General features: G+C 65.8%; 20 protein-coding genes. 7 read left to right on the plus strand and 13 right to left on the minus strand.

The annotated features are described in order from the left end of the window. Nucleotides 1-29: 29 nt before the first annotated feature. On the plus strand, nt 30-950 hold the full coding sequence (locus GORHZ_RS22320; RefSeq protein WP_006337223.1) for a LysR family transcriptional regulator: 921 nt from the start codon (nt 30-32) through the stop codon (nt 948-950). Here GORHZ_RS22320 and GORHZ_RS22325 read toward each other — a convergent pair. Beyond that, nucleotides 938-2,083, minus strand: coding sequence for an LLM class flavin-dependent oxidoreductase (locus GORHZ_RS22325; RefSeq protein WP_006337225.1), 1,146 nt, complete (start codon nt 2,081-2,083; stop codon nt 938-940). The two genes, GORHZ_RS22320 and GORHZ_RS22325, sit on opposite strands and share 13 nt — an antisense overlap. 280 nt (nt 2,084-2,363) lie before the next feature. On the opposite strand from GORHZ_RS22325, the gene GORHZ_RS22330 reads away from it, so the two are divergent. Further along, nucleotides 2,364-3,923 carry an AMP-binding protein gene (locus GORHZ_RS22330; protein WP_006337226.1) on the plus strand — a complete coding sequence of 520 codons (1,560 nt, stop codon included), beginning with the start codon at nt 2,364-2,366 and terminating at the stop codon, nt 3,921-3,923. Nucleotides 3,924-3,955: 32 nt separating this feature from the next. On the opposite strand, the gene GORHZ_RS22335 is transcribed toward GORHZ_RS22330, so the two are convergent. Then, nucleotides 3,956-5,617, minus strand: coding sequence for a class I adenylate-forming enzyme family protein (locus GORHZ_RS22335; protein ID WP_006337227.1), 1,662 nt, complete (start codon nt 5,615-5,617; stop codon nt 3,956-3,958). Between the two features lie 91 nt (nt 5,618-5,708). Here GORHZ_RS22335 and GORHZ_RS22340 point away from each other — a divergent pair, with 91 nt between their 5' ends. The 3 genes from GORHZ_RS22340 (at nt 5,709) to GORHZ_RS22350 (ending at nt 9,325) form a co-directional block, all read left to right on the plus strand. Next, on the plus strand, nt 5,709-6,563 hold the full coding sequence (locus tag GORHZ_RS22340; protein WP_006337228.1) for a TetR-type transcription factor C-terminal domain-containing protein: 855 nt from the start codon (nt 5,709-5,711) through the stop codon (nt 6,561-6,563). 150 nt (nt 6,564-6,713) lie between these two features. Then, entirely contained in the window at nt 6,714-7,670 is a 957-nt protein-coding gene (locus GORHZ_RS22345) for a cyclase family protein (protein ID WP_006337229.1), read from the plus strand. After that, nucleotides 7,667-9,325 carry an AMP-binding protein gene (locus GORHZ_RS22350; RefSeq protein WP_006337230.1) on the plus strand — a complete coding sequence of 553 codons (1,659 nt, stop codon included), beginning with the start codon at nt 7,667-7,669 and terminating at the stop codon, nt 9,323-9,325. Before GORHZ_RS22345 ends, GORHZ_RS22350 begins: the two co-directional genes overlap by 4 nt. A 70-nt stretch (nt 9,326-9,395) precedes the next feature. Here GORHZ_RS22350 and GORHZ_RS22355 read toward each other — a convergent pair whose 3' ends face one another. Next, a complete protein-coding gene (locus GORHZ_RS22355; protein WP_006337231.1) occupies nt 9,396-9,746 on the minus strand; it encodes a YrdB family protein in 351 nt (116 codons plus the stop codon). A gap of 87 nt (nt 9,747-9,833) precedes the next feature. Between GORHZ_RS22355 and GORHZ_RS22360 the strand changes: the two genes are divergently transcribed. Continuing rightward, entirely contained in the window at nt 9,834-10,901 is a 1,068-nt protein-coding gene (locus tag GORHZ_RS22360; protein WP_006337232.1) for a polyhydroxyalkanoate synthase family protein, read from the plus strand. Here GORHZ_RS22360 and GORHZ_RS22365 read toward each other — a convergent pair. The 3 genes from GORHZ_RS22365 to GORHZ_RS22375 are packed head-to-tail and all read right to left on the minus strand — an operon-like array spanning nt 10,889 to nt 13,208. Continuing rightward, nucleotides 10,889-11,371: a MaoC family dehydratase gene (locus tag GORHZ_RS22365; RefSeq protein ID WP_006337233.1), complete on the minus strand. Its 483-nt coding sequence runs from the start codon at nt 11,369-11,371 to the stop codon at nt 10,889-10,891. The genes GORHZ_RS22360 and GORHZ_RS22365 overlap by 13 nt on opposite strands. A gap of 29 nt (nt 11,372-11,400) precedes the next feature. Then, entirely contained in the window at nt 11,401-12,294 is an 894-nt protein-coding gene (gene couO / locus GORHZ_RS22370) for a 4-hydroxyphenyl-beta-ketoacyl-CoA hydrolase (RefSeq protein WP_006337244.1), read from the minus strand. Then, a complete protein-coding gene (locus GORHZ_RS22375; RefSeq protein WP_006337246.1) occupies nt 12,291-13,208 on the minus strand; it encodes an SDR family NAD(P)-dependent oxidoreductase in 918 nt (305 codons plus the stop codon). The genes couO and GORHZ_RS22375 overlap by 4 nt, the downstream gene beginning before the upstream one ends. A 108-nt stretch (nt 13,209-13,316) precedes the next feature. Here GORHZ_RS22375 and GORHZ_RS22380 point away from each other — a divergent pair, with 108 nt between their 5' ends. After that, nucleotides 13,317-13,760: a MarR family winged helix-turn-helix transcriptional regulator gene (locus GORHZ_RS22380; RefSeq protein WP_006337247.1), complete on the plus strand. Its 444-nt coding sequence runs from the start codon at nt 13,317-13,319 to the stop codon at nt 13,758-13,760. Between the two features lie 376 nt (nt 13,761-14,136). Here GORHZ_RS22380 and GORHZ_RS22385 read toward each other — a convergent pair whose 3' ends face one another. The 7 genes from GORHZ_RS22385 to GORHZ_RS22415 all read right to left on the minus strand — a co-directional run bounded on the left by GORHZ_RS22385 (nt 14,137) and on the right by GORHZ_RS22415 (nt 20,763). Next, on the minus strand, nt 14,137-15,666 hold the full coding sequence (locus GORHZ_RS22385) for an acyl-CoA synthetase (RefSeq protein ID WP_040533029.1): 1,530 nt from the start codon (nt 15,664-15,666) through the stop codon (nt 14,137-14,139). Between the two features lie 70 nt (nt 15,667-15,736). Beyond that, nucleotides 15,737-16,498 (minus strand): IclR family transcriptional regulator, encoded by a 762-nt coding sequence (locus GORHZ_RS22390; RefSeq protein ID WP_006337250.1) that lies wholly within the window; start codon nt 16,496-16,498, stop codon nt 15,737-15,739. 78 nt (nt 16,499-16,576) lie between these two features. After that, nucleotides 16,577-16,954: a 4-carboxymuconolactone decarboxylase gene (pcaC, locus tag GORHZ_RS22395; RefSeq protein ID WP_006337252.1), complete on the minus strand. Its 378-nt coding sequence runs from the start codon at nt 16,952-16,954 to the stop codon at nt 16,577-16,579. Then, nucleotides 16,951-18,204, minus strand: coding sequence for a lyase family protein (locus GORHZ_RS22400; RefSeq protein ID WP_006337253.1), 1,254 nt, complete (start codon nt 18,202-18,204; stop codon nt 16,951-16,953). Before GORHZ_RS22400 ends, pcaC begins: the two co-directional genes overlap by 4 nt. Next, complete coding sequence (gene pcaG, locus GORHZ_RS22405) at nt 18,201-18,755, minus strand: protocatechuate 3,4-dioxygenase subunit alpha (RefSeq protein WP_006337254.1); 555 nt, start codon at nt 18,753-18,755, stop codon at nt 18,201-18,203. Before pcaG ends, GORHZ_RS22400 begins: the two co-directional genes overlap by 4 nt. Then, nucleotides 18,752-19,591 (minus strand): protocatechuate 3,4-dioxygenase subunit beta, encoded by an 840-nt coding sequence (pcaH, locus tag GORHZ_RS22410; protein ID WP_006337255.1) that lies wholly within the window; start codon nt 19,589-19,591, stop codon nt 18,752-18,754. The genes pcaG and pcaH overlap by 4 nt, the downstream gene beginning before the upstream one ends. Next, nucleotides 19,576-20,763: a 4-hydroxybenzoate 3-monooxygenase gene (locus GORHZ_RS22415; RefSeq protein ID WP_006337256.1), complete on the minus strand. Its 1,188-nt coding sequence runs from the start codon at nt 20,761-20,763 to the stop codon at nt 19,576-19,578. Before GORHZ_RS22415 ends, pcaH begins: the two co-directional genes overlap by 16 nt. Nucleotides 20,764-20,807 lie beyond the last annotated feature (44 nt).

Raw genomic sequence — 20,807 nt, forward strand, 5'->3', positions numbered from 1 at the left:
GCACATATGCAGATCGTTATGGAGTGGATATGGATACGCAGCTGTCATTCCGCCGGCTGGAGGTGTTTCGGCTGGTCGTCGAGGAGAGAAGCGTGACCCGGGCTGCGGAGGTCTTGATGATCGCGCAGCCTGCGGTGTCGGCGCAGATTCGCGCACTCGAGTCATGGGTCGGCGCTCGGCTTTTCGTCCGTCGGGGCAATCGGCTGGTGCTCACCGAAGCGGGTGAACGCACCGCGGCGTGGGCCAAGGAGGTGCTCGCGGGGGCCGCACAGATCCGACGAGAGGTCGGCGACCTCTCATCCGGACAGACCGGCCGTGTGATCATCGCATCAAGCATGGCCGTCGGTACGTATCTGATCCCGCCGACGGTCGCACGACTGGGCCAGGAGCGCCCGCAGGCCGACATCACCGTCGCGGTCGGCCGGCCCGACGAAGTGGTGCACGGTGTCGACACCGGGGAGTTCGACTTCGCCGTGTTGAACTGGGATGAGCGCGACATCCCCGATTCCATGACCCTCGAGCTGCTGGTGCAGGCGCGTCTCGGGATCTTCGCCACGGCAGACCTCGTCACTCCCGGAACCTCCATGACGGTCGCCGAGGCGATGCAATTGCCGTTCATCGGAGCCCCGAGTGACGTTGTCTACCAACGTAATCTCGTCGAACAGCTCCGGGCCGCCGATGCGCCGGAACCGCATTTCACGCTGCGTCTCGGCCACTCCGAGGCGATGATCCGCGCGGCGAGTGCGAATGACTGGGCGATCTTCGCACCCGTCTACGCACTCGCCGACGACCCTCGGCTACACGAGATCGACGTACCGGATCTGCACCTCACCGAACGCATCGTATTGCTGCAACGACGAGACCGAATTCCCTCACCCCTTCAGCGGGATGTGGTCTCCGCCATCCGTACAGCCTTGCGCGAGTTCGATATCCGAGATCACCACGAATGATTCCGATCCGCCGGCGGACTCCAGACCCCGGCTTCACGGAGGATCTCCAGCACCGGAGCGAAGGTCTGCAGCTCGGCGGGGCTCCACAGCGGGAAGTTGATCAGCAGGTTCGTCGCGTCCGTCGACTTCTTGAGCTCGAGGATCTGCTCAGCCACGTGGGCCGGGGTTCCGATGAACTTCAGCATCGAGCCCGCGGCCCCGAACGCGCGTGCCGCCTTCTCGACTCCCATTTCAGCCCACATTTCTTGGGTGGATTCGATGGACCCGATGACGTCGGTCGCGATCTCCTTCGTCGCATCGATGTTGAGCGAGGTGAGCAGACGTTCGAAGACCTCCTCCGCCTCGCCGTCGCCCTCTCGAATCAGTGCCATCGAAAACGGGCACAACCCCACCTCACGGCCGGTGACCGCGGTCTGCTCCGCGAGTCGCGCACCGGCGCCGGCAACCATCTCAACGGAGTTACCCATGGCAACCAGCTGATCGCAATGGCGCGCTGCGAATGCGGTGCCGGCCGGCGAGGCGCCGGCACTGACCAGCAGGGGCCGAGGCTTGGCGGCCGGCCGGGGCAGTTTGATACGACCCTTTGCCCGATAGTAGGTGCCCTTGTGGTCGATCGGCTCCCCTTCGCTCCACAAAGCCTCGACCACCTCGACGAACTCCGACGCCATTCGATACCGCTCGTCGTGCTCGATGAAATCCTCGCCGAACAGTGCCGTCTCATCGGCGCTGAATCCGGTGACGACGTTCCAGGCCCACCGCCCGTCGCTGAAGGCGTCCAGCGTCGCTCCCATTCGAGCCACGTGTGTCGGGTGGTGATGAGTCGTGTGGAACGTCGAGGTCACCCCGATGTGCTCGGTCGCGGCGAAGAGCGCCATGGCCAGCAGCGGAGCGTGATACGCCGGCGATTGGTGGCCACCGCGCTCGGCGGCCCGCTGGTGGCCGGACCAGTTGTCCGCGATGAACAGGGAGTCGAAGCCCACGTCCTCCGCCGCTTGGGCAAGGGCGAGCAAGTTGGCCTTGTTCATGTCGGGCCGGGTCGATGCCGCCTCGTCCGAGTACAGAAAGTTCGTCTTGCCGGACGGAAAGAAGTATCCGAAGTGCAGCTCAGACGGGTCGAGAGATTGCGATTTCATGAGAGTCCCTTTTCGCTGTGAGGGATGGTGCCGCGGTGGGCTCCACGTGACCCTGATCACGGTATTCCGGCCTGACGTAAACGCAAATACCAATAATTGGACTCAGACATAAGAGATTCATGATGCCGACGATCGGTAGAAGCATAACTCTTTCATTATATGTTCATGAATATTTTGTTCTTGGAAATTATGTCCGTCGGTCTCTAACGTGACCGAGGACACCAATAGGTCAAGCACTCTCGCCCAAGTATCGAGTGCCGAAGAACAGGATCAGATCGCCATGTCGTTCGCTAGTCCATTCCGGTCCGTCTCGATCCCCGACACCGGCTTGGTGTCACATCTGCTCAGCGGATTGACGCCCGACGACCTTCAGCGGCGCGCACTGGTCGACCATGACAGCGGCGAGGTGTTGACCTACGGCCAGCTGAGCCGTGCGGTTGACAACTTTGCCGCGCTCATCACGGCCGACGCCCGCGCGGGCGATGTCGCCGCGCTGATGGGGCCCAACTCTGCGCGATGGGTGATCGCCTATCTCGGATACCTCAAAGCCGGGGTCACCGTGACACCGCTGACCACGCTCGCAACGGCAGAGGAGGTAGGCAAGCAGATCAGCCATTCCAACGCCGTCGTGGTCTTCACCGACTCCGCGACCGCGACCGCCGCCCGTGCCGGCGCCGAGATCGCTGGACTCACGAGCGACCGTGTTCGGCTCCTCGACGACATCGACCTGTATCCCGATGCGGTTACGCCGATTCCGGATCGAGTTACGGACCCGCAGTCACATATCGCGGCCATCCCCTACTCGTCCGGGACGACAGGCGTGCCGAAGGGTGTGCTGCTCAGCCATCGCAATCTCGTAGCCAACGTCGCCCAGCTCGACGAAGCCATTGGCGTGGATGAGAACTCCACGGTGGTCGGAATCCTGCCGTTTGCCCACATCTATGGAATGTCCGTCGTCGTCAACCTGTCGCTGCGCAAGCGGGCGACCATCGTGACGATGCGACGGTTCGACCTCGAGCGATTCCTCTCGGCGATCGAGGCCTGGCGGGGAACCCATCTACCGGTCGCACCGCCGGTGATGGTTGCGCTCGGTAAGTCTCCGCTGGTCGACGTCTACGACCTCTCCTCGGTCCGCCTCATACTGTCGGGGGCCGCCCCCTTGGACTCGGCGCTTGCCGAAACGGTGGAACGACGGTTTGGCTGCGCAGTACGACAGGCCTACGGGATGACCGAGATGAGCCCCGTCAGTCACATCGCGCCGCTTGCGGACACGACCATCCCAGCCGCATCCGTGGGCTTCGCGGTGCCGAACATGTCCTGCAAACTCGTAGATCCCGAGAACGACACAGAAATCCAGCAACCCACGACCGGCACCAGTTCCCCGGGCGAGTTGTGGTGCAGCGGACCCAACGTGATGGTCGGCTATCTGGACAACGCCCAGGCCACCGCGGGAGCCCTCGACGACGAAGGCTATCTGCACACCGGCGACATCGCGGTCGTGGACGCCGCCGGACACGTGACGATCGTCGACCGACTCAAAGAGCTCATCAAGTACAAGGGGTACCAGGTCGCACCGGCGGAACTTGAGGGAATTCTATTGGAACACCGTCAGATTGCGGACACCGCAGTTGTCGGCCACCCACTGGGCAACGGCGACGAGGCGCCGCACGCGTTCGTCGTTCGGGCACCGGGATCGAACCTCACGATCGACGCCGTCCTCGAACACGTGCAGAGCCGCGTTGCGCCATACAAGATGATCCGCAAGGTCTCATTCGTCGAGGTCATACCGAAGTCCGCGTCGGGGAAGATTCTTCGTCGCGAGCTTCGCGAACGGCTGTGATCAGACGACGCCCAGATCGTTTGTCTCGACCCTCACCCATCACGCAGCCTGCGCCGCAACAACTTCCCCGTCGCCGACCGGGGTAGCGCACCGACCAACTCCACCTCGCGCGGATACTTGTACGCCGCCATCCGTGCGCGGCAGTACTCCACCAGATCGGCCTCGGACACCAAACTCCCGGGCCGCAGCACCACGAACGCCTTCGCACTCTCGCCTCGGTAGTCGTCGGGAATCCCTACGACCGCCACCTCCTCGACATCCGGATGGCGGCCGAGCACCAGTTCCACCTCATGCGGCCAGATCTTGTACCCGGAGGCGTTGATCACGTCCTTGCTCCGGTCGACGACGTAGAACCACCCGTCGTCATCCATGAACCCGATGTCGCCGGTGTGCAACTCACCACCTGAGAGGGCCGTCGCGGTCGCCTCGGGGTCCTCCCAGTAGCCGGGGATGACCTGCGGTCCGGTGGTGATCAACTCCCCGATCTCCCCGACCGGGAGGTCGCGGCCCTCGTCGTCGACGACGCGCACCACGGTGTCCGACACCGGGATACCGACCGACAGCACCCCGGTCTCCTTGTCGACCGGCGCGCGCAGTTCCGGCGGCACGATATGCGACGGGGAGGTGGTCTCGGTCTGCCCGTAGATGTTGTGCACGTATCCGCCGAGCGCATCCTCGAGCCGTTGCTCGACGACGGGATCGATCGGCGCGCCACCCGAATAGCGCAATCGCAGAGAACTCATCTCGTCGCGGGTGATGTCCGATTCGTCGGCAAGGCCCAAGTAGGCGGTGATCGCGGCGACGGCGAAAGCCGGTTGCCACTCACGGATCGCGTCGGCGATCACCGCGGGCGCGATGCGGTGGGTCAGCACCAGCGGGGATCGCATCAGCATCGCCAGCGTCACCGCGCCGACGAGTCCGGTGACATGAAAGACGGGCGCGAGCGCCAGAATCGGTTCACCCGCGCGCAACCGTGTCCAGTCGCGGTAGGTCTGTGTATTGAAGGTCAGATTCGCGTGGCTGATCTGTGCACCCTTCGGAAAGCCTGTGGTGCCCGACGTCCCCAGCAACACAGCGACGTCACCTGGACCGACCGGACGCCGGATCGGGCGTCCGCCCGGGTGATCGGCAATCAACGACGCCAGGTCGATCGTGTCCGCCGGTCGGTGTCGCCGCACACCGTCGAAGATCCGCGGGTCATCACGCGACTGACCGTCGAGCGCCGAAACGGTCACGACGATCGGCACCGTGATGTCACGCTCGGTGTCGGAAAGCACATCCCTGGCGATCTCGAGGTAGAGATCGTCGAGCGCCAGCAACCCCGTCGGCCGGTACCGCCGGAGGAAATAGGCGAACTCGTCACTCTTGCTCATCGGAGTGATCGCCGTGGCGATGCCACCGCATTTCCACGCCGCGACAAGTCCGATGACGAAGGCCGGGTTGTTCTGAACGAACAGCGCCAGACGATGACCGGAGCGGAACCCGCGGGCGGCCAATAGTGCGGCCAGGGCATCGGAGGCCGCATCGAGTTCGGCCCACGTCATCGTGGCATCGAAGTAATGAATCGCCGGACCATCGGGGGCGCCCGCCACCGCGGCGTCGAAGATGTCGAGCGCGGTGCCGTACTCGACGCGCTGATGGGCGGGACGACCGTCGTAGTGCGCAAGCCATGGTCGGTCGTCGTACGTCGTCACGCCGACTCCCTCCCTCCCCTCACGCGGCGAACCCTCCAGCAGAAGTCTACGGACGCCACCGGCCCTCCCACCAACAAGTAGTCTGTTCAGCATGCCTGAACACAATGGGGCAGGGCCGGCGGTGCGGCAGGCCCGCGTCCGGTCTGGGCTGACGCTGCGCGCTCTCGCGTCGGCGATCGGCGTGAGCGTCGGGACGATGAGCGCCATCGAGAACGGGAAGGTCGCTCTGACCATCGACCGGCTCACCGAGATCGCCCGGCACCTCGACGTCCCGCCGGCGCACCTGCTGCGTCCGCAACCCGAGGTCGCCGAGGATGCCGAGGTCCCGCCCGCGGCCGCGGGCGACTGGCGATACTTCGCCGAGTTGGACCTCGACCCGGCGCTGCGGGCCGCGATCGAGGTGTTCACCGAGATGGGCTATCACGGCGCCACGATGCGGCTGGTGGCAACCGCCGCCGACAGCAGCGTCGCGGGCATCTACCACTACCACCGCAGCAAACAGCATCTGCTCGCCACGCTGATGGACCTGACGCTGCACGATCTCGAATCACGGGTAATCGCCGCAGATGCCGAGGGCGGCGCGCCCGCCGAACGATTCATGCGGATGGTGGAGGCCATTGCCCTCTACCACACAATGCGCCGCGACCTCGCGTTCATCTCCGCGACGGAGATGCGAAGCCTCGAGGAACCCGACCGCAGTCGCATCGTCGCCATGCGGAGACGACTCCAGGACCGGCTCGATGCCGCCGCAGTCGCCGCGACCGAGGACGGCACCTTCACCACCGCCCATCCACGCGACACCGCACGCGCCGTCGCCACCATGTGCATGGCCCTGCCGTACTGGTTCTCCGCCACCGGACCGATGTCGGCCGGCGAGGTCGCTCGTCAATACGCCGACCACTCACTGGCGATGATGCAGGCACCGCCACGAGTTCAGGGAAGCTGAACTTCGAAACCCCGCTCCGGACATCGAGATTCGGTTCGGGTCAGCCCCTTGACGCGCGCCCGATTCCCTGTGATGCTCATCTCACTGAACATCCCGAACGTTCGATCGGAACGTTCAGTTCATCGTCATCACTCAGCGGAGAGGACGCTCATGACCACTGCACCCGATCTGACCGAACTGCTCGACGGCTCGCCCAGCAACTGGGGCAAATGGGGCCCCGACGACGAGGTGGGCAGCCTGAACTACCTCACGGCCGAGCAGGTGCTGCGCGGCGCATCGTTGATCAAGAAGGGTGCGCTGTTCACCCTCCAGCGCCTTATCGGCGACCCGAACGGTGACCCGGTCTGGCCCGGCCGCAGCCCCGCGACGCGCGAGATGATCCTCGACGAGTCCCACTGGGACGAGGGCGGCGACGGACCCGCCTTCCCCGGCGGTCTGCACTACGCCGACGACAAGATCAACGCTTTCCTGCAGGGTTCCACACAGTACGACGCGCTCGGACACGTCTGGTACGACGGCCAGATCTGGAACGGGTACGACGCTCGCACCACCATCGGCGGTCTGGACAAGGCCAGCGTCGAGCCCATCGCCGAGCGCGGTGTCGCCGGTCGGGCAGTCCTGCTCGACATGGCCCGTTACCAGGGCGTGGACTGCCTGGGGCCGCGCGAGACCTTCGACCACACCGATCTCGAGAAGTGCGCCGCCGCACAGGGTATCGAGATCCGTCCGCGCGACATCCTGCTGATCCGCACCAACCACCTCGAACTGTTCTTCCGCCAGGGTGAGGGCTTCTACGAGGACTTCTGCGAACCCGGACTCGTCTACTCGCCGGAACTCGTGCAGTGGTTCCAGGACAAAGAGATCCCGAACCTGGTCACCGACACCATCGCCAACGAGGTCACCACCGACCCGCACAACGGCGTCGCACTCGTCCTGCACAACGCGCTGATGCGCAACCTGGGTATCGCGTTCACCGAGATCTGCGATCTGGAGAAGCTCGCCGCCGACTGTGCCGAGGACGGCGCCTACGAGTTCTTCTACGTGGCCGCACCGCTGAAGATCCACAATGCCACGGGGTCTCCGGTGAACCCGGTGGTGATCAAGTGAGTTACGCCGACCGGCCGTGGCTGGCCCGCTACCCCGCGGGCAGCCCGGCCGACATCGAGGCCGAATACGCCACGGCGTTGGATGTTTTCGACGCCGCGGCATCGGCCGGACCCGACGAGCCGTTCATCTACTACTTCGACAAGACCCTCACCTTCGCCGAGGTGGATCGGGCCGCCACCGCGTTGGCGGCAACCCTCGTTGCCGAGGGCTTCTCGCCGGGCGACCGTCTCGCGGTGTACGTGCAGAACAACCCGTCGTTCATCATCGGTCTGCTCGCCGCATGGCGGGCCGGCGGCATCGCGGTGGCGGTCAACCCGATGAACAAGCAACGCGAGCTGACCTACATCCTCGGCGACTCGGGTGCCACCGCGCTCCTCACCCTCGACGATCTCTACGTCGATGTGGCGGAACCGGTCATCGCCACCGGGAACACGTCGGTACGTACCGTCATCACGACATCGCCGCTGGATTTCCAGACGCGTGACGACCCAAGGCTTTTTGAGGGTGTCGCCCGGCGGCGCAGTCCGGGAACCGTCGACCTGGTGGAGATCATCGAGAACCACGACGGCACACCACTACCCGCGCCGGAATTGTCCGCCGACGACACCGCGGTCCTCACCTACACCTCTGGCACAACCGGAGAGCCCAAGGGCGCCATGAACACTCATGGCAACCTGGCGTTCAACGCCCAGACGTACCGGGACTGGACCGGGCTGAAGCCGGGTGAGGGTGTACTGGGTATCGCCCCCTTGTTCCACATCACCGGACTGGTTGGCCACGTGATGCTGGCGATGCTCGCCCGGACGCCACTGACCCTGGCACACCGCTTCGCCCCAGATGTGACGCTCGACGCGATCCGCGAGCACAGGCCGGTGTTCACGGTGGCGGCGATCACCGCGTTCAACGCGCTGTCGGCCGCGCCAGGGGCCACCCCGGACGACTTCGCCAGTCTGCGCATCCTCTATTCGGGTGGTGCGCCGATCGCACCCGCGATGGGTGATCGGCTGGAGAAGGTCTTCGGAGCCTACATCCACAACATCTACGGCCTGACCGAGACGTCGTCACCGTCGCACGGTGTGCCGTTGGGCGTGCGGGCGCCGGTCGATCCGGCGTCGGGGGCGTTGTCGGTGGGAGTGCCCGTATTCAACACCGTGGTCCGGGTCATCGACGAGAACGGCGACGACGTACCGGTGGGTGAGATCGGCGAGTTCGCGACCTCGGGACCCCAGGTGGTCAAGGGCTACTGGAACAAACCGGAGAAGACCGCCGAATCGCTCCCGGGCGGCGAATTGCGCACGGGGGACGTCGGATTCATGGACGCCGACGGTTGGTTCTACCTCGTCGACCGCAAGAAGGACATGATCAACGCATCCGGATACAAGGTCTGGCCACGCGAGGTGGAGGACGTGCTCTACACCCATCCGGCTGTGCGCGAGGCGGCGGTCATCGGTGTTCCCGACGAGTACCGCGGGGAAACCGTGAAAGCCTATGTGTCCCTGCGCGACGACGCGACGGCGACGCCTGAGGAACTCGTCGCGTTCTGCAAAGAACAGATGGCGGCCTACAAGTATCCGCGGGAGGTGGAGATCGTCGGCGAACTGCCCAAGACGGTCACCGGCAAGATCCTGCGCCGGGAACTCCGCCAGAAGCAGTAACCGATACGAAGCGGGGCGGTGGGTGGCGGGTGTGTTGCCCACCGCCCGCTTCGTCGACTCGGGACCGCGGTCAGCGCCGCGGCGGACCTTCCTGACCCGTGTTGTGTCGATAGAACAGCGGTTCGGTGATCACGACGGCGACCACGAAGACGAGCGCCCAAACCGGACTCGCGCGGAAGATCGCATACGCGGCGACAAGATAGATGATCGCCTTCACCACGTAATACGGCACCATGGGCAGCCGGTGGGCCGCCTTCGGCGCCATGAACACACCCCAGAAGCCGACCACCGCGATCAGGATCACCACGGAGACCAGCCATCCGATCACCCCGGTGCCGGCGAACACCAGCCCGAGCGATGCCACCGCACCCCAGGCGACCAGTTCGAGAACGAAGGCGCCGAGCCCCGCCAGATACTTCATCGTGCCCCCGTCCCGGTAGGTCTCGGCCGCACCCTACCAGTACCATGCTCGAGCATCCCGGTTCCTGCGCTTTGTATACTCCGTCGCATGTTTGACGGCGTCCGCACTCTTTACCGATTGACCCGCGGCGACCGTGTCGCCGAGGACCGCCCGACACCGCACACGGTGATCGCGCAGGCCCAGCACCGCACGCTGCTCCGTTACGGCTCCGACGACGAGTTCGCCGCCGCCCGCTCGGCGCGTCGTCGCCCGGTGCTGCTGATCCCGCCGCTGGCGGTGCCCGCGCGGTGCTATGACCTCGCGCCGGATATGTCGGTCGTGGCCTTCCTACTGTCGATCGGCCGCATCCCCTACGTCGTGGACTTCGACGAAATGAGCTACGCCGACCGCCATCTCGGGTTCGAGGACTTCTTCGACGACATCGTCCCACAGGCCCTCGGGCGGGTCCTCGACGATGCCGGTGACGACCTCGACGGCGTCGATCTAGTGGCGTGGAGCCTGGGCGGAACCGTCGCGTTCCTGACGGCCGCCGCCCACCCCGAACTGCCGATTCGGACGATCACGGCCATCGGCACCCCGCTGGACTATTCGGTCATTCAGCCGTACCCGCTGGTTCGGACCATCACACGGCCGATCGGCCCGACCCCCATCGCGCTGGCTCTGCGGGCGATGGGCGGCATTCCCGCGCCGCTGGTGCGGGCGGGCTACCGGGCGACGGCGTGGCAGCGGGAACTACGCAAGCCCGGCTACATCCTGCGCAACGCCGACAACACCGAGGCGCTCGCCCGGATGCAGGTGATCGACTGGTTCCAGGAGGTGCTGCCCGGATATCCCGGCAAACTATCCGAGCAGATGTGGACCAATCTCGTCTTCCACAACGAGATCGCCACCGGTGTCCTGCATTTCGACGGCCGACCGGTGGACCTCAGCTCGATCACCTCGCCCATCCAGCTGTTCGGCAACCACCGCGACGCGATCGTCAGCTGGGCCGGCGCCCACCACGGGGTGGAGGTGTTCACCGGATCAGCCCAGGTGCGCTTCACCACGGTCGAGACGAGTCACCTCGGGCTGATCGCCGGCAGCGATGCGGCCGCCCAGACGTGGCCGCGGATCGACGAGTCCCTGTCCGCCTTCGACGGCGCTCACTCGAAGTAGCGGTACACACCCTCGACGACGACCGCCGGACGCTCGCTGTTCTCGAGTTCGATGACCCCGTCGATGGCGATCTGCACGCCGCCCTTCGGCAGGTGCTCGACCGACTTGAGGGTCGCGTTCAGCCGGACCCGACCACCGGCCGGCACCGGGCTGGTGAACCGGACCTTGTTCAGCCCGTAGTTGACGGCCATCTTGATGCTGTCCACGGAGAAGATCTCGGAGAACATCGGGATGATCAGCGACAGCGTCAGGTAGCCGTGGGCGATCGGCCCGCCGAACGGGCTCTCCTTCGTGGCACGCTCCGGGTCGACGTGAATCCACTGGTGGTCGTCGGTGGCGTCGGCGAAGGTGTTGATCCGCGGCTGTTCGACCGGGAACCAGGAGCTGACACCGATGACCTGACCGACGAGGGGGTCGAGATCGGCCAGGGTCGCGACCTTGGTGGCGAAAGCCTGCGTTGCAGTGGTCATGAGTGAGAATCCTTCGTGTCGTGGGAAAGTCAGTGCTTGATACCGAGAACACGCATCGCGTTCTCCTTGAAGAGCAGCGGCTCCACTTCGGGTTTCATGTCGAGCTTCGCGTAGTCGGCGAGCCATCGGTCGACCTGGATGACCGGGAAATCCGAACCGAACAGAACCTTCTGGCGCAGCATCGAATTGGCGGCGCGTACGAGCTGCGGCGGGAAGTACTTCGGCGACCACCCGGACAGGTCGATGTAGACATTCGCCTTGTGGGTGGCGATGGAGATCTGCGCGTCGACCCAGGGCACGGCAGGATGCGCCATGACAATGGTCATGTCGGGGAAGTCCGCGGCGACGTCGTCGAGCAGCATCGGATCCGAGTACCGCAGCTTGATGCCATGTCCACCGGGCAACCCCGCGCCGATACCGGTCTGACCGGTGTGGAACAGCGCCGGCACACCGCATTCGACGATTGCCTCGTACAGCGGATAGAAACGGCGGTCGTTGGGTTCGAATCCCTGCATGCTCGGGTGGAACTTGAAGCCCTTCACCCCGAACTGGTCGACCAGGCGATGCACCCGCTTGACGGCGGCCTTCCCCAGCAATGGATCGACAGATCCGAACGGGATGAGAACGTCGTTGAATTCTGCTGCGCGTTCAGCGATTTCCTCGACGCTGTTCGGCGGATGTCCGGTCGCCGACTGCGCGTCGACGGTGAAGACCACGGCCGCGATGTTGCGGTCCCGGTAGTGCTGGGCCATCGCTTCGATGGAGGGACTGCGCTCCTCGCCGGACTTGAAGTACTTCTCGGAGGCCGCCATCAGTTCGTCGTCCATCGAATGATGTCCGCAGCCGTCGATCTCGACGTGGGTGTGGAAGTCGATGGCCTTGATGGCGTCGAAGTCGACGCCGTATTCGTAGCGGGTGCTCACTTGGTCACCGCCAGGACCTCGGCGGGGAATTCCTCGCCGACCGACTCGAGATTGTTCGCGAACGTGCCAGGCCACACCGCGGCGATCTCGTCGGCGCTGAAACCGCCGTCGTGATAGGCGGTTTCAGTCATCTCCGGGTGCGACCACAAAGCCAGGCGGTCACCGCCGATGGAGATGGCCTGCCCGGTGATGTCGGCTGCGGCATCGGAAGCGAGGAAGGCGATGACACCGGCGACATCCTCCGGCGTGCCCATGCCGACCTCACGGCGGATCACGTCGGGAAGAATCCCGGTCTCCTTGGCCTCGTCGATGAAGGGCTTGAAGATCGGCACGGTCTCGGTCATGGCGGTAACCGCGACCGGGCACACCGCATTGGCGGTGATCCCGGCCTTCTTCAGTTCCATCGCCCAGGTGCGGACCATCCCGACGATGCCGGCCTTCGCGCCCGAATAGTTGGTCTGGCCGAAGTTGCCGCGTTGGCCGGCAGGCGAGCCGATGCAGATGATGCGTCCGCCCTCGCCCTGCTCACGGAATCGGTTCACGGCCTCGCGAGCACAGGTGAAGGTACCCCGGAGGTGGACGTTGACGACGGCGTCGAAGTCCTCGTCGGTCATCTTCCACAGCACCTTGTCGCGCAGGATTCCGGCATTGGTGACCAGGATGTCGAGGCGGCCGAAGTTGTCGACGGCGGCCTGCACGAGCGCCCGCGCGGTCTCGGTACTGCCGACCGGGGCGACAACGGCAACCGCCTTCCCGCCCTCTGCGACGATCTCGGCGACCGCGGTATCGGCGGTCTCCTGCCGCACGTCGTTGACCACGACCGCCGCGCCGCCGCGCGCGAGTTCCTTGGCATAGGCGAGTCCGAGTCCTTGGCCGCTACCCGTGACGATGGCGACCTTGCCGGTGAGATCCATGAGTGCCTCCTGAGGCGATCGAAGCTGACAATGTGAGTAGACCATCAATAATTGAGATTGTCAATGATTGTCGGTCTGGTATTCTCTCTGCTGGACGGAAGGAGGACCATGCAGCGTCAACGTCAACAGCCGATCACCGACGATCTCGGTTTCTTGATGGCCCGCGTCAGCGCTTTGCTGGCCAAGTCCGCCAATCGTGCACTCGCGCCCCTCGGCCTCAAGGTGCGGGCTTACAGCGTGCTCGCGACGGTCTGCGACCAGCCCGAAGGCATCACACAACGACGACTCGCCGCAGACGTCGGTCTCGATCCAAGCCAGATCGTCGCACTCGTCGACGACCTGGAGGGCCGCGGCCTTGTGGTCCGCAACACTGACCCCGAGGACCGACGCAACAAGCTGATCGTCGCCACGGATGCCGGCCTCGAACTCTGCAGCCAGGCCCGCAAGATCACCGACGCCGCCGCTGCGCAACACCTCGTGGGCTCCGACGACAGCGAGATCGACACGCTGCGTGCCGTGCTGTCGCGCGTCCTCGCCACCGAGACGTCCTGACAACCCGAATCTCGCCGACAGCACCCTCGAATTCACCGACAGCACCCAGTCTCCCGCCGACGGCAACCTCGAATTCGCCGACAGCACCCTCGAATTCACCGACAGCACCCAGTCTCCCGCCGACGGCAACCTCGAGCCACCAGATCGCCGAGAGTGCACAAATTTCCGTCGATCGTGCGCAGTCATCCGTCGACCGTGCCCAGTTCACGTCTCGACCGTGCACGCAAGATGTTCCTGCGCAGCCTCGACGGGAATCTCTGCACGCTCGACGGAATTCTGTGCACGGTCGACGGAAATCTGTGCACGATCGACGATGGTCCGGGACCGACGACAACGACGCGCCCCGACGACGTCTCGCCCCCGACGACGCCTCGCCTCAGGCCGGCGTCGCGTATATCTCGCGAAGGCGGTCCTTGCGAATCTTGCCCGTCGCGTTGCGGGGGATGTCGTCGAGCAGCACCATCGACTTCGGGATCTTGTACTTGGCCAGACGTTCTCCGAGGTACGCCTCCAGCTCCGCGAAGGTCAGCTCAGCGCCTCGTTCGAGAGTGATTGCCGCGCAACCTACCTCGCCCCATTTCTCGTGCATCACGCCGAACACGCCACAGCCGACGACACCCGGCATCCCCAAGATCACGGCTTCGATCTCAGCCGGGTAGATGTTCTCTCCGCCGGAGATGATCATGTCCTTGAGGCGGTCCACGATGGTGATGTAGCCCTCGTCATCTCGCACGCCCACATCGCCCGATCGGAACCATCCGTCGGCCGTGAACGCGGCGTCTGTCGCATCCGGACGGCCCCAGTACTCGCGCATCACGTTGCGGCCCTGGATCTGGATCTCGCCGCGCTCACCGGGTTTGGTCTCCACACCGTCGGCGTCGACGACGCGGACATCGGTGAAGAACTGCGGCACCCCGGCGCTACCGATCTTGCGCTCCACGTTCTTCGGCGTGAGCACGAGCGCGCCCGGTCCGGTCTCGGTGAGTCCGTAACCCTGACACAGATTCACACCGCGCGCCACGTACGTGTGCAGGGTGCGCGGGGGTACCGGTGCCGCCGCGACGATCCATCGGCGGATCGACGACAGGTCCGTGCCTGCGAAGTCGGGATGAGAACTCATGGCGTCCAGCATCGTCGGGACACCGAACGAATAGGTGACCCCGCGCTCGGCGATGATCCGTAGTGCGCGCCCGGGCTCGAATCCCTCCTCGATGACCACCGTTCCACCCTTGAGCAGGGTCGGCAGCGAGATGTAATTCAATGCGGCCGTGTGGAACAGAGGCGCGGCGACCAACGCTACCTCGTCACTGCAGAGATCGAGGTCGATGATCGGGTTCATCACGGCGAACGTGACACCACCGTGGGTGAGCACCACACCCTTCGGGTTACCGGTCGTGCCAGAGGTGTACATGATGAAGCACGGATCGTCGTGGGTGACCTCGCAGTCGATGATCTCGGCACTCGCCGCGGCGATGATCGCCTCGTAGCCGAGGGCGTCGTCGTCCGGCTCTCCGTCGACGACGACACGCTGCCCGCCACCGGCCTCCGCCGTCGCGGTGATCGCGATATCCGACAGCGCGGCCGAGTGGATGAGGACCCGAGCTCCGCAATCACCCAGCGCGTAGGCGACCTCGGGCGTGGTCAGGCGGGCGTTGAGCGGAACGAGGACGGCTCCCAGCAACCCGGCGGCGAACAAGCCTTCGAGGTAGGCGGGGTGATTCGCGCTCAGGAGGGCGACTCGGTCACCACGGCCGACACCCAGCTGCGCCAGTGCGTGCGCCAGCCGCGCGGTTCGCTCGACCAGTTGCTGATATGTGAGTTCCTCGTCGCGGAACACGATCGCAGTCGCGTCCGGTGATTGACGCGACGCCCGGAATGGCCAGGTTCCCACGCCCTCGTTGCGCATGTGGTGCTCCTCGTCGGTGGTGACTGTGGTGCCAATCACCATATTCCACAACGATTGATAATGTCAATTATTACCGCAGTGCTCCATCCTGCAGCGTGCGCCCGACGCCTTGCGCGGCCACTTGCGCCGCGGCGACCAACGTCGGCCGGTTGCGCCCCAGGGTCGGCACGACGATGCCGAGAGCAGCCACCACGCGGTCACCGTTGCGCACCGGCACGGCAACCGAGCACGCCCCCAGCGTCATCTCCTCGACGGTCGTCGCATATCCCTGCTGCCTGATCTGACGCAACTGTTTGTCGAGCACACCGGGGGCGACGATGGTGTGGCGGGTGATCGGACGCAGCTCGCTCATGACCGCGCGTCGGACATCATCGGGCGCGTGAGCGAGTAGCACCTTGCCGACGCCGGTCGCATAGAGCGGAAGGCGGCTGCCGACTCGACTCACGACCGGCACCGAGGCCCGGCCCGACAGGCGGTCGACGTAGAGCACCTGGGTGCCCTCGCGGACGGCGAGGTGCACCGTCGCGAGAGTCGCGGCATAGAGGTCCTGCATGAACGGCGCGGCCACCTCACGGATACCCGACTGGATGGGCGCAAGTAGGCCGAGGTCCCAGAGCCGTCGGCCGATGACGAACGCGTTGTCGGGCCGACGGGTCAGGGCGCCCCACTTCTCGAGTTCGCCGACCAGCCGATGAGCCGTCGGCACCGGTAGGTCGGCGCGGTGCGCGATCTCGGTCAGTGTCAACGCCCGGTGGCCGCGGTCGAAGGCGCCGAGGACCGCGAGCACCCGTTCGGCGACGGATTGCCCCGGCTTGCCCGTATTGCCGGCCATCGGTGTACCTCACGTCCCGAATCGCTACGGCCCGATGACACGAGCCTAGCCCCGTCGACGACGCGAGGACACGAAACCTCAGTTCTCGGCGTCCTCCTCGGCGAACACCTGCGACGCGATCCGGAAGGCGGTGTTGGCATCGGGCACACCGCAGTAGATCGCGGACTGCATCAGCACCTCCTTGATCTCGTCGCGGGTCAGCCCGTTGCGCAGGGCCGCCCGCAGATGCATCGCGAGTTCCTCGTGGTGTCCGCGTGCGATGAGAGCGGTCAGGGTGATCATCGAGCGGCTGCGACGGTCGAGGCCGGGTCGCGTCCAGATCGTTCCCCACGCGTATTCGGTGATGAGTTGCTGGAACTCGCCGGTGAGGTCGGTGATGGCAGCTGTGGCTCGGTCGACATGCTTGTCGCCCAACACCTCTCGCCGTACCCTCATGCCGTCTTCGTAGCGGGTCATCGTTCGTCTCCTGGGGTCGTGGGGACTGCGGTGGCCCGGTCGAAGCGGGCCGCCCGGTCGAGTTGGGCCGCGATGAATTCGTCGGCGAGTCCGAGATACCGTTCGGCGGGTTCGTGGCCGGCGACGGCCGCCATCGACCGCTGCTCGGAGGTCATGGCATCGCCGGCGGCGTCCAGATTCGCGAGCATCCGATCGGTGTGGACGCGCAGGCCCTCGACCAGGGTCGTCGTCTGCCGGCCGGCGACGACGCTGCGCCGCACCAGGGTCCGCAGCGCGTCCCATTCGGCATGCCACGCTCCCGACGACCGCTCCTCGAGCGCGTCGGCCGCAGCCAGATGTAGGGTGGCCCCCAGGGCCGGAGCGGCGACAGCGGCCCGCCGGATCTGCACCGAGAGAACAGGATTGGCCTTGTGCGGCATCGTCGACGACCCGCCGCCGGCGCCCTCGGCCACCTCCCCGATCTCGGGACGCGACAGAGTCAGCACATCGTTGGCGAGATGCCCCCACGCGTCGGTACACCCGACCGCGGCGTCCCCGCAGCGGGTGATCGCTGTGCGCACCGAATGCCACGGCGGCGCCGGACTCAGGCCCAGCTCATGGGCCGCCACGGCGGCCGCCTCGCTCGCGGCGCCCCGCGGGTCGGGCAGGTCCGCGCCCAGCTCGACGACGGCCGCCAATGTCCCTGCGGCACCGCCGATCTGAACCGGGAATGTCAGAGCGGTCAGCTGCTCGTGGGCATCGAGCACCCCGCGCAGCCACTGCGCGGCCTTGAGTCCGAACGTCGTCGGCACCGCGTATTGGGTCAGCGTGCGCGCGGCCATCATCGTGGCGCGGTGATCGTCGGCGAGGCGGGCGAGCGTGGAGATCTGCGCTTCGAGATCCGCGCGTACTGCGGCGAACGCGTCGACGGCGCAGAGGATGAGCGCGGTGTCGACGACGTCCTGGCTGGTGAGCCCGCGGTGCAGCCAGCTCGCTGCGCTCGGATCACCCAGTCCGGACCGCAACGTCTTCACGAGCGGGATCACCGGATTGCCACCGGATTCGGCAGCCGCGGCGATGGCTTCGGGGTCATCGGCGGAGAGCAGGCCGCGGAGTCCGTCCGCGGTGACCGCGGCGGCTGCCGGCGCGATCCCCGCTTTCGTCATCGCCGCCGACCACGCCGCCTCGACGCGGATCATCGCGTCGAGGACGGCGGAGTCGGAGAAGTGGCGCGCGGCGTGCTGGTCGCCGGGCCAGAGCAGGTCGGTCACCGGCCGCCGTGGTCGAGGAAGACGGTCTCCGCCTCGCCCTGCAGATGGATGTCGAAACGGTATCCGTCGTCCTCGGCAGTGGCGATCAGCGTCGCGCGACGGTCCTCCGGAAGGGAGTTCAGCAGTGCATCCGATGCCAGGGCCTCGGTGTCGCCCGGCAGGTAGGCGCGGGTGAGCAGCCGATCGAGCAGGCCGCGGGCAAAGACACAGACCGAGAAGAACGGTGCGGCGCCGGGACTCATCGGCCCGGGTGCGACGGTGGCGACGGTGTAATGACCGGTGCGGTCGGTCTGCACTCGACCGAATCCGGTGAAGGTGAATCCGTCGCGCCGCATCGAGCCGTGTTCCTGACTGACCTTGCCGTCGCCGTCGGGCTGCCAGATCTCGACCAATGCGTCCGGGATCGGACTACCCGCCCCATCGAACACGGTGCCGTGCAGTCGAATCCGGTCCGGATGGCCTGGTGACACGAGTTCCGGCCCGCCCTGGAAGGGCAATGCGTAGTGGAAGAAGGGTCCGACCGTCTGGCCGGGCGTGGGTGCGAGTGTCACTGCTGTTCCTCCATCGGAGTCGAAGCGGAGCCGGTCAGCACGATGTCCCAGCGGTAGCCGGTGCACCATTCGTGCTCGGTCAGATCGTGGTCGTAGCTGGCGACGAGCCGGTCGCGCGCCTGCTGATCGACGATGGCCTGGTAGATCGGGTCGAAAGCGAACAGCGGATCACCCGGGAAGTACATCTGGGTGACCAGGCGCTGGATGAACGCGGTACCGAACACCGAGAAATGGATGTGCGCGGGTCGCCAGGCGTTGTGGTGGTTCTTCCACGGGTAGGGGCCGGGTTTGATGGTCGTGAACTTGTACCAGCCGTCGTTGTCGGTGATGCAGCGGCCGACGCCGGTGAAGTTTGGGTCGATCGGCGCCGGGTGCTGGTCGCGCTTGTGGATGTAGCGGCCGGCGGCGTTCGCCTGCCACACCTCGACGAGTTGGTTACGCACGGGTCGGCCGTCCCCGTCGAGGACACGTCCGGTGACGATGAGCCGCTCACCGACCGGGTCACCGTTGTGCTGGATCGTGAGATCGGCCTCGAGCGGGTCGACATCGCGATGCCCGAACGCCGGCGACCACAGCTCGATGCCCTCCGGGTCGGAGTGGTGGAAGTTCTTGGTGGGGTGGCGCAGCAGGCTGGAGCGATACGGCGGGAAGTTCAGGCGCGGCGCGGTCTCCGGCGCGGCACCCGCCGCCTGTTCCGCGGCGTACTCGACGCCGATCCGCGCGATCTCGTCGCTGATCTGCTGCTGTGTGCCGTGGGCGGCGTCCGACGAGATGTGGCCGTGTTCTTCGAACACCTCCTGCAAGTCGTCGGTGCCTTCGATCAGTGGTGCGGCCATCCTGTGTACCCTTCTGCGAGATAGGTGGAGCCGGCCTCCGAAGAGACCAGGGTCTGGAGTTCTCCGAGCTGACGTTGTTCATCGAAATCCGATGCGCCGGAGACGTTGTGGAGCATCGTGGTCATCCAGTAGGAGAAGTGCTGCGCCTTCCACACCCGCGACAGTGCGCGGTCGGTGTAGGTGTCGAGGGCGTTGTCGTCGTTCTTGTTCAGGGCCTGCTCGATCACCTCGGCGAGCACCCGCACGTCCGACAGCGCGAGGTTCAGGCCCTTGGCGCCGGTCGGCGGGACGGTGTGTGCGGCGTCGCCGGCAAGCAGCAGCCGGCCGTGGCGCATCGGGGATTGCACGAAGCTGCGGAACGGCAGCACCGTGCGTTCCAGCACCGGACCTTCCTTCAGCCGGAATCCGTCCTCGCCGGACAGGCGGGTATGCAACTGCTCCCAGATGCGGTCGTCGGACCAGTCGTCGGGATTCTCGGTCGGGTCGCACTGGAAGTACATGCGCTGCACCGTGTCGGTGCGCTGGCTGATCAGGGCGAAACCCTCGGGCGACCGGTTGTAGATCAGCTCGGGGGCGCTCGGCGGCGCCTGGACCATCACGCCGAACCAGGCGAACGGGTACTCGCGGAAGTACTGGTGGGCATTGGCGATCAGGGGCCGACAGATGCTGCGAGATCCGTCGGCGCCGACGACCAGCTCGGCGGTGATCTCCTGCCGGGTGCCGTCGGCGTCGGTGTAGCGGACAGTGGGGGCGTCTTCGACGCCGGTCACCTCCGTGTCGGTGATGCCGTAGCGCAGGTCGCCGGCGTCGCGGGTGCGGGTGCGGTGCAGGTCGATGAAGACATCGGTCTGCGGATACAGCCAGCACGACGCGCCGGTCAGCTTCTGGAAGTCGATGCGATGGCTGACGCCGCCGAAGCGGAGCGCGATGCCCTCGTGCTCGTGACCGTCGGTGAGCACCCGGTCCGACGCGCCCGAATCGACCAGCAGCCGCACGCTGTCGCGCTCGAGGATTCCCGCGCGGTGGGTGGTCTCGATCTGCTCGACGGTCCGGTTGTCGACGACAACGCTCTCGATTCCCGCGACGTGCAAAAGATGCGACAGCATCAGTCCTGCCGGACCGCCGCCGACGATGGCGACCTGGGTCCGGGTGGTATCCGCAACCGGCGTCATTCCTGTTCTCCGCTCCTGTGATCTGTAACGATGTTCAAAAGGTA

The organism is Gordonia rhizosphera NBRC 16068, assembly GCF_000298195.1.
GTDB lineage: Bacteria > Actinomycetota > Actinomycetes > Mycobacteriales > Mycobacteriaceae > Gordonia > Gordonia rhizosphera.